The sequence below is a fragment of the Amycolatopsis tucumanensis genome (genome assembly GCF_021654135.1).
Taxonomy (GTDB): Bacteria; Actinomycetota; Actinomycetes; order Mycobacteriales; family Pseudonocardiaceae; genus Amycolatopsis_E; species Amycolatopsis_E tucumanensis.
On the sequence record NZ_JAKGSD010000029.1, the window covers coordinates 96786 to 109580 of the forward strand.

Here is a 12795-nt window from a genome sequence, read left to right on the forward strand (position 1 = left end):
GCCACCCGAGTATCGCCGGGGAGGGCGAAGTGGCAGCATGGAGGCACAGGAGGTGGTCGCGGTGAACAGGTCCCCCCGGGGCACCGGCGACGAGGACGCCCCCGTTCTCATCACCGAGGCCGCACCGTCCTACGAAGACGAGCACGCGGCCCGCAAGCGCAAGTACATGCTGATGATGGGCATGCGGTTCCCGTGCCTGGTGCTGGCCGGGATCTTCTACCACACGTGGTGGCTGGCGCTGCTGTTCATCGTCATCTCGATCCCGCTGCCCTGGGTCGCGGTGCTGATCGCCAACGACCGCCCCCCGCGCAAGCCGGAGAAGGTCAACCGCTACCAGCGCAACGCGAAGGCCATCGAACACCGCGAACACCGCATCATCGACGGCTGACCCCGCCGCTCGGCGTACCCGTCGCGGGTAGCTGGGCCGCCGCCGCGGGTGGTGGGGCGTGCCGCCGGGGTTGAGTGAGCCGCCGCGGGTGGCCGGGCTGCCGCCGCGGGTGGTGGGGCGTGCCGTCGGGATTGAGTGAGCCGCCGCGGGTGGCCGGGCTGCCGCCGCGGGTGGTGGGGCGTGCCGCCGGGATTGAGTGAGCCGCCGCGGGTGGTGGGCGTGCCGCCGGGATTGACTGAGCCGCCGCGGGTGGCTGGGCTGCCGCCGCGGGTGGTGGGCGTGCCGCCGGGATTGACTGAGCCGCCGCGGGTGGGGGGCCTGCCGCCGGGATTGACTGAGCCGCCGCGGGCGGCAGGGCGGCGCCCCGAGAGTGGCCGAGCTTGAGCTGCCGCTTCGATCGGCAACACTGTGCCGGTGCCGCGGGTGGGCAACTCGCCACCGTCTGGGCGCCCCTGCGCCGTCTGCCTGCCGCGCGACGGCTTCACCGAAGTCGGCGCTCCACGCAGGGCCGCGGCCGGCGCCCGCCGCGCATTCACCGCACCGGATCACCGCACCTGCGCGAAGCCTCCACGGGCGCGGCATCGACCTCTGCCGCGCCCGTGGACGCGCAACCCGCCCCGTCGCACTGCCGCGGCAGGACCAGTGACTCAGCCGGGATCAGGGCTGAGCGCCGACCTTGGTGACCGCCCGCGCGCCCAGCCGCACGCCCGCCCGCAGGGCGTCCACAGTGGACTCCCCGCGGAGCCAGGCCGCCAGCACGCCCGCGTCGAACGCGTCGCCCGCGCCGGTGGAGTCCACGCATTCCGCCTCCTCCGCGGGCACGCTCACCTCACCGTCGGCGGACACCCACGTCGCGCCCTCCAGACCCGCCGTCACCACCACCGCGCCGACGTCGTCCAGGAGCGCCTTCGCCGCCGACGGCGCCGCCGAGCCGGTCAGCGCCAGCAGTTCCTCCGTGTTGGGCAGCAACAGGTCCGTGCCACGCACGTCCGCCAGGAACGCCCCCGGATCGGTGATCAACGCGGCCGCCTGCGGGTCCACCGACGTGGTCAGCCCGGCCTCCTTCGCCGCCGCCAGCGCGGCCAGCCCCGCGGGCCGCGACGACGGGTCGAGCAGCACGTACCCGGACAGGTGCACGTGGTCCGCGCCGGCCAGCACCGCCGGGTCGATGTCCGCGGGCGCGAACCGGGCCATCGCGCCCCGGTCCGGCAGCATGCTCCGCTGACCCGAACCGTCCACCAGCACCACGACCACGCAGGTCGGCGCGTCACCGTCGACCGCGAACGCGCACGACACGCCCGCCGCCTCCAGTTCGGCCCGCACGGTGCGCCCGCCGGCGTCGTCGCCGATGCGTGCGATCAGCGTCGTCTCCACGCCCGCCTCGGCCAGCCACACCGCCGTGTTCGCGCCCGCGCCGCCGCCGGCCAGCCGCACCCGCGACCGCGAGTCGCCGCCGTGGACGATCGGTCCCTCGTGCCGGGCCACCACGTCCAGCCCGGCGTCCCCGACCACGACGACCTTCACGCGAGCTCCACCGCGACCTCGGCCGCGACCCGCGCGTTGGACACCACCAGTTCCTCGTTCGCGTCCAGGCTCACCCCGCCGCTGGCGGTGTGGAAGTGCTCCAGCAGCACCGGCGTGACCTCCTTGCCGTGCACGCCGCGCGAGGACAGCAGCGCGAGCCCCTCGGCCAGCAACCGGTCGTGCAGTTCGGCGTCCATCTCCGCCTCGGCCGGGATCGGGTTGGCCAGCAGCACCCCCGACGACGCGTACCGCCGGTGCGCGGCGACCACGGCCGCGGCCGCGACCGGGTCGTCGACCCGCCACGGCACCTCGAAACCCGAGGTCCGCCGGTAGAACGCGGGGAACTCGCCGGTCCGGTACCCCAGCACCGGCACGGAGTTCGTCTCCAGCACCTCCAGGGTCGCGGCGATGTCCAGCACCGACTTCACCCCCGAGCACACCACCAGCACCGGCACCCGCGCCAGCACGCCGAGGTCCGCGGAGACGTCCCAGGACTCGGCCGCCCCGAGGTGCACGCCGCCGAGCCCGCCGGTGGCGAACACGCCGATCCCGGCCGCGTGCGCGAGCGCCGACGTGCTCGCCACCGTCGTCGCGCCCGAGCGGCCGAGCCCGATCGCGGGCCCCAGGTCACGCAGGGACAGCTTGTCCAGCCCGGCGTCGGGCGCGCACACGCGCTCCAGCTGCGCGCGCGACAATCCGGCGTACGCGACGCCGTCGAGCACCGCGATGGTGGCCGGCACCGCGCCGGCCTTCCGGACGGTCTCCTCCAGCCGGTTCGCGACCGCGAGGTTGCGGCCGGGCGGCAGGCCGTGGGACAGGATCGTGCTTTCGAGCGCGACGACCGCGCGGCCGCTGTGAACGGCGTCGGCGACCTCGTCGGCCAGCGATATCGGGGGTGTCACGAGGGACCATCTTCACCGACGGTCCGCCGTGAAGTCCCAGCGGGTGGGCGAGCCGCCGAAGTCGCGCTCGTCCAGCCCGAACACCCACCGCGGGCGCACCCGCACGGTCGCGTTGACGTCGGGGTCCAGGAAGTCCGTGCCGTAATCGGTGCGGTACTTGGCGTTCACCGCTTCCACGAACGCCCGCACGGACACCGTGTCCCGCACGACCTTGGCGACACCCTCCAGCACCACCGGGTTGAGCGCGTCGTCCGTCGAGATCGTGACGGCCGGGTTGGCGAGCAGGTTGCGCACCTTCCGGGCGCCGCGCGACGAGGAGAACCACAGCGCCTCGTCGTGCCACACCGCCCACACCGGCATCAGGTGCGGGCGGCCGTCCGGCCACACGGTCGCGACCCAGTAGTCGTGCGAGTCCCGCAGCCGGCTCTCGGCCCAGGACCAGGGCAGCAGTCCCGTTCCCTGGTCGGCGGGCAGGGTGCCGTAGCCGGGCATGTGCGGGCGGGTGGCGCGGGGAACGGTCATCGGCGGAGCCCTCCCTTCACCCCAGATACTGCGCCACGCCCTCCCCGAAGGACCAGTCCACCGGGTGGTTCTCGGTCACGCTGACGAACACGTTCCGCGGCTCGATCCCGGCCCGTTCGGACGCCAGCTCCGCGATCCGCGCGTAGAGCGCCTTCTTCTGCGCGTAGGTGCGGCCCACCCGCATCGTGAGGCTGACGAAGACCACACCGTCGTCCCGGCGAATGCCGAGGTAGCCGGGGTCGTAGCGGAGGTGGCCGTCGGTGCGGGTGACGATCTGGAAGAAGTCGTCCCGCGGCACGTCGATCGTCTCGGTCATGGCCTGGTGGACCGCGTCCCCGAGCGCGGTCAGGGTGGCGTCGTCGTGCACGGGCAGGGCGTCGATGCGTACGAGTGGCATACCCTCACTGTACATACCAGTAGGTACAGAAGGCCAGAGTGTCGGCCACGACGGGTGCTGCGGCAAAATGAGCACATGAGCACCCAGACGCTGCCTGAGGTCGACACACGCCCGGAGACCACCGACGAGACCGACAGCGATCAGCCGAAGGTCTTCCACTACGTGCGCAAGGACAAGATCGCCGAGAGCGCGGTCATGGGCACGTACGTGGTGGCGTTGTGCGGCGAGGTCTTCCCGGTCACCCGCTCGCCCAAGCCCGGCTCGCCGGTGTGCCCGGCCTGCAAGGAGATCTACGAGGGCTTGCGCCCCGGCCCCGACGGCGAGGACTGATCCGCCAGGTCGTCCTCCCCGGTCGCGGGAGCCTCCTCCTGCTTGCGCGGCTTCCGCAACGGCTGCGTCGTGCGCTCCCACAGTGAGGGCGAGTCCTCGCGCAGGCGTTCCCTGGCGCGCTCCATCTCCAGCCGCCGCCACTTGCGGCGCTGGCGGCGCGTCATCTTCGCGGGCCAGAGCTCCTGGATCGCGGCGTTGAAGTAGGCGCCGCCGACGATGGCCATCCCGATGAAGAACGTGAACAGCAGGAACGCGATCGGCGTGGCCAGCGCGCCGTAGGTGTAGCCGGTGCTGGTGATCCAGGACAGGTAGACCCGCAGGCCGACACTCGCGAGCAGGAAGATCACCATCGCCAGCACCGCGCCGGGCAGCCCGCGGTGCCACGGCAGCCGGCGCGGCAGGGCCAGCTTGTACAGGGTCGCCACGGCCAGGACCAGCAGCACCCCGATCACCGGGTAGTACAGCCAGCTGATCCAGGTGGTGATCGTCGGCGCCCAGCCGTCCGGCAGGAAGTCGATCAGGACGTCCGGTCCGATGGCGATGATCGGCAGGCCGACCACCAGCAGCACCAGGCTCGCCAGGTACAGCAGCAGCGCGTAGATCCGCTGCCAGACCTCGTTGCGCACGCCGTACTGGTCGTGCGCCACGGTGATCGCGTCGACGAACGACGACATCGCCGACGAGCCGGCCCACAGCGAGATCAGGAAGCCGACCGAGACGATCTCGCCCTTGCCGATGGTCAGGATGTCGTCGACCGTGGGCTCGATGATCTGGCTCACCACGTTGCCGCTGAAGATCTTGTCCGCGAACGTGATGATCCGGTCGTGCACCGCGGTGACGAAGCCCTGTCCGAACCAGTCGCCCATGAAGCCGAGGCTGCCCAGCAGCCCGAGCAGCAGCGGTGGCAGCGACAGCGTCTGCCAGAACGCCGCCTCCGCAGACTCGGAGAAGATGTTGCCGTCCCACGCCTTGTTCAGCGTGCGCCCGAGCAGGCGCGCCGGACCCTTGCGGCGGGCGGCGCCATCGGGCGTCTCGTCGGACGGTGAACTCATGTCAGCCCCAAGCATGGCGGAATCGGCGCGATTTGGCTTGTCAAGACCTGTGGCGTGTTCAACTCCGCCGTGCCGTTCGCGGCCCTTGTCGGAGGGGACGGGTAATCTCCGATGAGCCGCCCTCACCCCCGTCCGGCATCGCGGCCGGGCAGTTCCGTGGGGGCATTCGCATGTCGCGTTCCATCGTCGGCGAGAGGAGGGGGAGGAATCCCTTGTCGGACACGGCCCAGGGTAATCGGACCGGTCAGGGCTTCGCCGCACCCGAGCCCCAGCACGACTCCACCGCCCGCCCGCTGCGGGCCTGGCAGCGCCGCGCGCTGACGAAGTACCTGAGCACGCAGCCGCAGGACTTCCTCGCCGTCGCGACGCCGGGCGCGGGCAAGACGGTCTTCGGCCTGCGCATCGCCGCCGAGCTGCTGTCCGACCGCACGGTCGAGGCGGTCACCATCGTGACCCCGACCGAGCACCTCAAGCACCAGTGGGCGGCGTCCGCGGCGATGGCGGGCATCCCGATCGACTCGAACTACCGCAACGGCCAGGGCGCCGTCGCGGCCGACTACCGCGGCGTCGCGCTGACGTACGCGCAGGTGGCCGCGCACCCGACGCTGCACCGCGTGCGCACCGAGGGTCGCAAGACGCTGGTCATCCTGGACGAGATCCACCACGGCGGCGACGCGAAGAGCTGGGGCGACGCGATCCGCGAGGCGTTCACCCCGGCCGTGCGGCGCCTGTCGCTGACGGGTACCCCGTTCCGCAGCGACGACTCGCCGATCCCGTTCGTCACCTACGAGCCCGACGGCGACGGCTCGCTGCGCAGCAAGGCCGACCACGCCTACGGCTACGCCGACGCGCTCGCCGACGGCGTCGTCCGGCCCGTCGTGTTCCTCGCCTACAGCGGTGAGGCGTCCTGGCGCACCAGCGCGGGGGAGGAGTTCACCGCGCGGCTGGGCGAGCCGCTGACGGCCGAGCAGACGGCCCGCGCGTGGCGCACCGCGCTGGACCCCGGCGGCGAGTGGATCCCCGCCGTCCTGCAGGCCGCCGACACCCGGCTGCAGCAGCTGCGCAGCGGTGGCATCCCGGACGCGGGCGGCCTGGTCATCGCCACCGACCAGGAGTCGGCGCGCGCCTACGCGAAGATCCTGGCGCGGATCACCGGCGAGGCGCCGACGGTGGTGCTCTCCGACGATCCGAAGGCGACCGCGCGGATCAGCGAGTTCTCCGAGTCGACCGACCGGTGGCTGGTCGCGGTGCGGATGGTGTCCGAAGGCGTCGACGTCCCGCGGCTGGCGGTCGGGGTGTACGCCACGAGCGCGTCGACGCCGCTGTTCTTCGCCCAGGCCATCGGCCGGTTCGTGCGGGCCAGGCGCAAGGGCGAGACGGCGAGCGTGTTCCTGCCCAGCGTGCCGGTGCTGCTGGAGCTGGCCAGCGAGCTCGAGGCCCAGCGCGACCACGTGCTCGGCAAGCCGCACCGGGAGAAGGACGGCTGGGACGACGAGTTGCTCGCGCAGGCCAACCGCACCGAGGACGAGCCCGGCGAGGAGGAGAAGGCGTTCACCTCGCTGGGCGCATCGGCCGAGCTGGACCAGGTGATCTACGACGGCAACTCCTTCGGCACCGCGGTGTTCTCCGGCAGCGAGGAGGAGCAGGAGTACCTCGGGCTGCCCGGGCTGCTGGAGCCGGACCAGGTGCGGGCGCTGCTGCGCAAGCGGCAGGAGGAGCAGCTCGCCGACGCCAGCCGCCGCAAGCCGGAGAAGGAGCAGGTCCCAGCGCCCGCGCCGCGGCCGCAGTCGGTCAACGAGCGGATCGCGGCGCTGCGCAAGGAGCTGAACACGCTGGTGGGCATGTACCACCACCGCACGCGCAAACCGCACGGCGCGATCCACAACGAGCTGCGCCGAGCGTGCGGCGGCCCGCCGACGGCGATGGCGACGATGGAACAGCTGGAGGAGCGGATCGCGACGCTGCGTTCCTGGTGAGGCCGGCCTCGCTTGGAGCGGGACCGGCACAGCGTGTGGGTGGCGCGGCTAGGTGCGCGCCACCTCGGAGCGGCGGTGCGCCCGCCACCCGAGGAAGGCGTCGAGCAGCAGGAACGCCAGCAGCGACAGCCCGAAGACCGGCATGAACCAGCCGACCACGATCCCGGCGGCGGCCAGCGGCACCAGCACCTTCATCGGCAGCCGCCGGAGCGAGCCGCGCGCGAAGGGGCGGCCGACGGGCCGTCCGGCCGGGCGGCGCTGCCACCACATGCGGTACCCCAAGACGATCATCGCGATCAGACCGGCCATCACCACGGCCAGCACGATCTGGTTCGCCAGCCCGAACAGCAGGCCCATGTGCGCGTCGATGCCCCACCGCGCCAGCTTCGCGGCCAGCGGCCAGTCCTCGAAGCGCAGCACGTTCAGCACCTCGCCGGTGGCCGGGTCGATCGCGGCCGCGTCCTGCTTCTCCGGCCAGCTGCGCTGGATCTGCTTGACCACGTAGGCCTTGCCCACCGCGGGCGGGGTGATTTCGACCGGATCGTCCAAGCCCACCGTGCGCGCCGCGGCCAGGGCCCCGTCGAAGTCCACCGCGGGGGCGGCCGTCGCGCCCGGCAGCTTCGACGGCACTGACGGCGTCTGCCAGCTCAGCGCGGCCCGCACCTCGGAGATGTTCTGCCCGGCGAACTGCGACCACGTCAGACCCGTCGCGGACAGGAAGAACAGCACCAGCGCCACCCACGTGCCGGTGGTGGCGTGCCAGGACAGCGTGCGTGCCCGGCCGGTCGTCGCCTTGCGCTTGCGACGCCGCCCGCCCCACCACAGCACCAGCCCGCCGGCCACCACGACCGCCAGCCAGCTCGCCGCCAGCTCGCTGTAGATCCGGCCCGCGTCACCCAGGTGGAGGTTGCGGTGCAGGTTGTCCAGCCAGCCCCGGATCGGCATCGCGCCACCGGAGCCGTAGGTGTCCAGCACGCCGCGGATCTCGCCGTCGTAGGGGTTCACGAAGGCGGTGCGGTAGTAGCTCTCCGGCAGGCCGTCGACCTTGAAGACGACCTGGGTGGTGTCGGTCGCCGTCGGCCCGGGGCGCACGCTGTACAACGTTCCTTCGGGAACGGCGTTCTCGGCGGTGGCGACCTGCGCGGACAGCGGCTGCGTCGTGGTCCCGGCCGGCACGTGCAGCTCGTGGTCGTAGACGACCTGCTCCAGCTGCGGCGCGAACACGTACAGCAGCCCGGTGATCGCGGCCACCAGCAGGAACGGGCCGACGAGGATCCCGGCGTAGAAGTGCAGGCGCAGCAGGACCGGTCGCAGCGTCCCGCGGGGCGCGGACGGGGCGGCGGGCGGTGCGGTTGGCTCCAGGAGGTCGTCCGTCGTCATGCTGCTCCTCGGCGGGGAGGGACCGGCTTTCCCTCCAGGTCGCCGGAATCAACGCGACGGTTCCCGGTGTGACGTCGGGCACATGACAAAGCGGGCGCCCGGGTGAACCCCGGGCGCCCGCCTGCTGTCTGTGGTCTGGCTCAGCCGCGCTGGATCTCCGCAGCGATCTCCTTGAGCTTCGACTCGTACTCGCGGGCGTGGTGGCCGCAGAAGAGCAGCTCGCCACCGCTGGAGAGGATGGCTCGTACCTGTGCTGCGGCACCGCACCGGTCACAACGGTCGGCTGCGGTCAACTCGGGGCGGGTGAGCGTCGGTGATGTCATTGGAGTCTCCCTCCGTCCCGGCATCGGCTGCCCGATGCCATCGATCCAGCGGCGACCACTTCGGCCCTGCGGTTGCCCGTCGGCTCCGCGGTGTTCGCTGGCCTCCACTCTTGCAGACGCTGAGCGCCTGGCAAGTGTTCCCGGCTGCTTGGGATGTGTGTCACGCAGAATTACCCCGGATGCCGTAGATCAATCCCGCCATTCAGGACGGAGAAACCTGCCAGAAACCCGTTTACCGTGGTCAGGACCAGTGCAGGCGGGTGGAAATCGGCTCGTGCGAACCCGTGTCAAGCGGCCGCGCGGAGCAGCTTGTTCGTTCTCAGCGGAATTCGGTGGACCGGTCCGAGGCAAGATCGTGATCAGTCCGTGTGCGAAACCATCCCCCGCGCGGGGCACGTGAGACACTCCCTGTCATGACGAAGCAGGCGTCGGCGGCCGCGAAGGACCTGGCGGCGGCCGGGGTCGGCGGGGCGCAGATCGCCTGGGCCGACAACAACGGCATCCCGCGCTCGCGGATCGTGCCGATCGGCGGTCTCGCCGCGGCCGCGACGCGCGGGGTCGGGATCACGTCGTTGTTCGCTGTTTTCGACACCCACGACGTCATCACGTTCGGCCACCCCGGACTGGGCACGCCCTCGGGTGACGTGCGTCTCGTGCCGGTGATCGACCGGCTGCGGCGGCTCGCCGGGCAGCCCGCGCTCGCTTGGGCGCCCGGGCGGCAGGTCGCCGCCGACGGATCGCCGTGGCCCTACTGCCAGCGGACGGCGCTGGAAACCGTCGTGTCCGCGACGGCCAACCTGGGTTACGAGATCCGCGCCGGCTTCGAGATGGAGTTCGCCGTGGCTCCCGCCGGCGCGCCGGACATCGCCTCCGCCCCCGGCCACCGCGGTCCCGCCTACAGTCCGCATGCCCTGATCCCGCTGGACGACTTCGTCGCGACAGTGCTGCACGACTTCGACGCCAACGGCCTGCGGCTGAACCAGTTCCACGCCGAGTACGGACTGGCGCAGCTGGAGCTCTCGCTCGCGGCGACCGATCCGGTGTCCGCGGCCGACGACCAGCTGCTGGCCCGCCAGACCCTGCACGCCGCCGCGCACAAGCACGGGCTGCGGCTGAGCTTCGCGCCGATCGTCAGCCCGGAGGCGGCGGGCAACGGCTGGCACCTGCACACCTCGGTGTGGCGCAAGGGGCGCAACCTGCTCGCCGGCGTGCCGGACGGCGAGGGCGCGGGTTACCTCGCCGGGCTGCTGCGGGACCTGCCCGCCATCACGGCGGTGACCGCACCGAGCGTGCCGTCCACGTTGCGGTTGCGCCCGGGCTACTTCGCGAGCGCATACGCGTTCTGGGGCGTGGAGAACCGCGAAGCGCCGTTGCGGTTCGTGCCGGGGTCCGACCTGCTCGGCGACGATCACGCCAACGTGGAGCTGAAGCCGTGTGACGCCTCGGCGAACCCGTACCTGGCGCTCGCCGCGGTGATCACCGCGGGCATCGCGGGACTGGAGGAGAGGCTCGCCCTGCCCGATCCGGTCGGCGAGGATCCCGGCGCCTGGACCGAGGACCGCCGGGCGGCCGCGGGAATCCGCCGCCTTCCGGTCACATCGGACGAACAGGACGGCGCGCTGGCGTCCAGTGGCCGGATGCGCGCGGCGCTGGGGGAGGAGCTGCTCGGCGCGTTCCGCGCGGTGCGTGCCTCGGACCGGCGCTGGGCCGCGGACCGGACGGTCGAGGAGATCGTCGCCGCCCACCTGTGGCGGTACTAGTGGGGCTGCTCGACGAGGTGCGCTGGTTCCCCGGCGCCACGCGCCTCATCGACCTCGCGCGGGCCGAGATGCCGCAGCAGAAGGGCGAGTCGGCCGCGTTCGTCACGCTGGTTTCCCTGCGGGCGCACGGGATCGCGGTGGCGAGCCAGGACGACACCGCGTCCGCGGGATCGTCGCCGGGCTCCGCCGCGGCGGCCATCGCGGAGCTGTCCGGGGGCGAGCTGACCGCGGTCGCCGCCGAGGGCGGGTGGACCGCCGCCGGGTTGCGCGCGATCCTGGCCGGGGTGCCCGAGCTGGACGCCACGCTGGTGGCCTTTGTGGACACCGCGGACCTCGGCGCGCCGGACACCCCCGACACCGCGTTGCGCGACTACCTCGACGGCGGGTTGCCGCCGTTCTGGAGTTCCCGTTGGCGCACCAGGAATCCGGTGTTCCTCGCGGGCGTGCTCAGCGGCCCGGGCGGCACGCTGGTGGCCATTGTGGACGGTTACCCCACCGCTGGCCGCGACGGGGTGCACCTGCAGCTGCTCGACCGGGTGGTCGCCGCCCTGCGGGGGCTGCTGCTCGTGGTGCCCGCCGCCGACATGGCCGCGGCGCGGGCGCTGATCGCGCGGGCGGGCTTCACTCCTTAGCCGCGAGGCGGGAATGCCTGCGGCCGTAGGCGAAGTAGATGACGAGGCCGATCGCGAGCCAGACGGCGAACCGGATCCAGGTCAGCACGTCCAGATTCAGCATCAGGTACAGGCAGGCCAGCGCGGCGATGATCGGCAGAGCCGGGGACAGCGGCACCATGAAGGGCCGCTTGAGGTCCGGGCGCTTGTGGCGCAGCACCGGCACCGCGATCGCGACGATCACCATGGCCGACAGCGCGCCGATGCTGACCATGTCGGACAGCTCGGTGATCGGCACGAACGCCGCGAGCAGGGCGATCAGCACCGCGCCGCCGATGGTCATCCGGTGCGGCGTGCCCCAGCGCGGGTGGGTGGTGCCGATCGGCTTGGGCAGCAGACCGTCGCGCCCCATCGCGAAGCCGATGCGGCCGATGGTGACCAGTTCGACCATCATCACCGAGGTCAGTCCGGTGACCGCGCCGAGCGAGATGAGGGCGCTCACCCAGTGCTGGCCGACCGAGTCGAACGCGGCGGCGAGCGGCGCGCCGGCGTCGATGTCGGTGAACGGCACCATGCCGGTCAGCACCAGCGACACGGCGATGTAGAGCAGGGCGCACACGCCGAGGGCGCCGAGGATGCCGATGCGCAGGTCCTTGCGCGGGTTGCGGGTCTCCTCGCCGAGGTTGGCCAGGGCCTCGAACCCGGTGTAGGCGAAGAACACGATCGCCGCGGCGGACAGCACCCCGCCGATGCCGTACACGGACTGTTCGAGCCCCAGCCCGGCCTGCACGACCGGCTGGTGCAGCACGCTCGCCCCGCTCTCGCCCGGCTGTGCGGGCGGGATGAACGGGGTCAGGTTGGCGCCCTTGATGAAGAACACGCCCACGGCGATGATCAGGACGCACACCGCGACCTTGACGAGCACCAGCACGTTCGTCACCCGGGCCGACTCGCGGATCCCGAGCACGGCGACGACGGTGAGGACCGCGATGATGGCGACGGCGCCGACGTTGACGGTCGCCTCCTCGCCGAACCACTCCTGCGGCAGCCCGAGCAGGTTCGCGAGGTACCCGGACCACCCGCGCGACACCACGGCCGCGCCGAGGGCGAACTCGAGGAGCAGGTCCCAGCCGATGATCCAGGCGAACACCTCCCCGAGCGTGGCGAAGGCGTAGGTGTAGGCGCTGCCCGCCGTCGGCACGCTGGAGGCCAGTTCGGCGTAACAGAGCGCCGCCAGGCCGGCCACGACGGCCCCGATCACGAACGACAACGTCACAGCCGGCCCGGCGTGCGTCTTGGCCTCCACGCCGGCGAGCGTGAAGATGCCGGTGCCGATGATGATGCCGACCCCGAAGCCCACCAGATCCCTGGCCCGCAGGCGGCGCTTCAACTCGCCGGACTCCTGCCGGGCGAGGACTTCGTTGACGTCAAGCGTTCGGGTGATGCCCATGGTGGAACGTTAGAAGATCACCTGGATCCCCGCAGCGCGGTGGCCCTTTGCTGTGACGAAGGCGGAAGCCTTCGGCCTTGAACCCAGGAGAAGCTGGGTGGTCATCCCGTCGCCTGACACCGGCGCGATCACCTTGAGCCAGGGCCGCAACCTCCGTGCTCACCGCAAGCCGAACATGCC

13 protein-coding genes are annotated in these 12795 nt (G+C 72.1%); 5 read left to right on the forward strand and 8 right to left on the reverse strand.

Features of this window, described 5'->3' with window-relative positions; all coding sequences use genetic code 11:
• Positions 1-37: 37 nt before the first annotated feature.
• Positions 38-388, forward strand: a complete 351-nt coding sequence (locus tag L2C96_RS26170) for a DUF3099 domain-containing protein (RefSeq protein ID WP_020418738.1) — start codon at positions 38-40, stop codon at positions 386-388.
• Between the two features lie 657 nt (positions 389-1045).
• On the opposite strand, the gene L2C96_RS26175 is transcribed toward L2C96_RS26170, so the two are convergent.
• The 4 genes from L2C96_RS26175 to L2C96_RS26190 are packed head-to-tail and all read right to left on the reverse strand — an operon-like array spanning position 1046 to position 3733.
• On the reverse strand, positions 1046-1912 hold the full coding sequence (locus L2C96_RS26175) for a carbohydrate kinase family protein (protein WP_237338147.1): 867 nt from the start codon (positions 1910-1912) through the stop codon (positions 1046-1048).
• Complete coding sequence (locus L2C96_RS26180; RefSeq protein ID WP_237338148.1) at positions 1909-2814, reverse strand: pseudouridine-5'-phosphate glycosidase; 906 nt, start codon at positions 2812-2814, stop codon at positions 1909-1911. The genes L2C96_RS26175 and L2C96_RS26180 overlap by 4 nt, the downstream gene beginning before the upstream one ends.
• 12 nt (positions 2815-2826) lie before the next feature.
• Positions 2827-3336 (reverse strand): pyridoxamine 5'-phosphate oxidase family protein, encoded by a 510-nt coding sequence (locus L2C96_RS26185; protein ID WP_237338149.1) that lies wholly within the window; start codon positions 3334-3336, stop codon positions 2827-2829.
• 16 nt (positions 3337-3352) lie between these two features.
• Positions 3353-3733: a tautomerase family protein gene (locus L2C96_RS26190; RefSeq protein WP_237338150.1), complete on the reverse strand. Its 381-nt coding sequence runs from the start codon at positions 3731-3733 to the stop codon at positions 3353-3355.
• A gap of 75 nt (positions 3734-3808) precedes the next feature.
• On the opposite strand from L2C96_RS26190, the gene L2C96_RS26195 reads away from it, so the two are divergent.
• Positions 3809-4063 carry a DUF3039 domain-containing protein gene (locus L2C96_RS26195; protein ID WP_017983722.1) on the forward strand — a complete coding sequence of 85 codons (255 nt, stop codon included), beginning with the start codon at positions 3809-3811 and terminating at the stop codon, positions 4061-4063.
• Here L2C96_RS26195 and L2C96_RS26200 read toward each other — a convergent pair.
• On the reverse strand, positions 4024-5115 hold the full coding sequence (locus tag L2C96_RS26200) for a YihY/virulence factor BrkB family protein (protein ID WP_020418733.1): 1092 nt from the start codon (positions 5113-5115) through the stop codon (positions 4024-4026). The two genes, L2C96_RS26195 and L2C96_RS26200, sit on opposite strands and share 40 nt — an antisense overlap.
• Before the next feature lie 212 nt (positions 5116-5327).
• Between L2C96_RS26200 and L2C96_RS26205 the strand changes: the two genes are divergently transcribed.
• Entirely contained in the window at positions 5328-7091 is a 1764-nt protein-coding gene (locus tag L2C96_RS26205; protein WP_017983720.1) for a DEAD/DEAH box helicase, read from the forward strand.
• Positions 7092-7139: 48 nt separating this feature from the next.
• Here the strand turns inward: L2C96_RS26205 and L2C96_RS26210 are convergent, their stop codons facing one another.
• Together L2C96_RS26210 and L2C96_RS26215 are read right to left on the reverse strand one after the other, a co-directional pair.
• On the reverse strand, positions 7140-8471 hold the full coding sequence (locus tag L2C96_RS26210) for a PepSY-associated TM helix domain-containing protein (RefSeq protein ID WP_237338151.1): 1332 nt from the start codon (positions 8469-8471) through the stop codon (positions 7140-7142).
• Positions 8472-8611: 140 nt separating this feature from the next.
• Positions 8612-8794 (reverse strand): DUF7455 domain-containing protein, encoded by a 183-nt coding sequence (locus L2C96_RS26215; protein ID WP_017983718.1) that lies wholly within the window; start codon positions 8792-8794, stop codon positions 8612-8614.
• Positions 8795-9207: 413 nt separating this feature from the next.
• Between L2C96_RS26215 and L2C96_RS26220 the strand changes: the two genes are divergently transcribed.
• Positions 9208-10554: a type I glutamate--ammonia ligase gene (locus L2C96_RS26220; RefSeq protein WP_237338152.1), complete on the forward strand. Its 1347-nt coding sequence runs from the start codon at positions 9208-9210 to the stop codon at positions 10552-10554.
• Positions 10542-11186, forward strand: coding sequence for a DUF6885 family protein (locus tag L2C96_RS26225; protein WP_235716148.1), 645 nt, complete (start codon positions 10542-10544; stop codon positions 11184-11186). The genes L2C96_RS26220 and L2C96_RS26225 overlap by 13 nt, the downstream gene beginning before the upstream one ends.
• Here L2C96_RS26225 and L2C96_RS26230 read toward each other — a convergent pair.
• Positions 11176-12615 (reverse strand): amino acid permease, encoded by a 1440-nt coding sequence (locus tag L2C96_RS26230; protein WP_020418730.1) that lies wholly within the window; start codon positions 12613-12615, stop codon positions 11176-11178. The genes L2C96_RS26225 and L2C96_RS26230 overlap by 11 nt on opposite strands.
• Positions 12616-12795 lie beyond the last annotated feature (180 nt).

What these genes read in the sequence shown, in the direction of transcription:
- L2C96_RS26170 (WP_020418738.1), top strand. Translation starts at nt 38, where the DNA reads ATGGAGGCACAGGAGGTGGTCGCGGTGAACAGGTCCCCCCGGGGCACC.
- L2C96_RS26185 (WP_237338149.1), bottom strand. Translation starts at nt 3,336, where the DNA reads ATGACCGTTCCCCGCGCCACCCGCCCGCACATGCCCGGCTACGGCACC.
- L2C96_RS26190 (WP_237338150.1), bottom strand. Translation starts at nt 3,733, where the DNA reads ATGCCACTCGTACGCATCGACGCCCTGCCCGTGCACGACGACGCCACC.
- L2C96_RS26195 (WP_017983722.1), top strand. Translation starts at nt 3,809, where the DNA reads ATGAGCACCCAGACGCTGCCTGAGGTCGACACACGCCCGGAGACCACC.
- L2C96_RS26200 (WP_020418733.1), bottom strand. Translation starts at nt 5,115, where the DNA reads ATGAGTTCACCGTCCGACGAGACGCCCGATGGCGCCGCCCGCCGCAAG.
- L2C96_RS26210 (WP_237338151.1), bottom strand. Translation starts at nt 8,471, where the DNA reads ATGACGACGGACGACCTCCTGGAGCCAACCGCACCGCCCGCCGCCCCG.
- L2C96_RS26215 (WP_017983718.1), bottom strand. Translation starts at nt 8,794, where the DNA reads ATGACATCACCGACGCTCACCCGCCCCGAGTTGACCGCAGCCGACCGT.
- L2C96_RS26220 (WP_237338152.1), top strand. Translation starts at nt 9,208, where the DNA reads ATGACGAAGCAGGCGTCGGCGGCCGCGAAGGACCTGGCGGCGGCCGGG.
- L2C96_RS26230 (WP_020418730.1), bottom strand. Translation starts at nt 12,615, where the DNA reads ATGGGCATCACCCGAACGCTTGACGTCAACGAAGTCCTCGCCCGGCAG.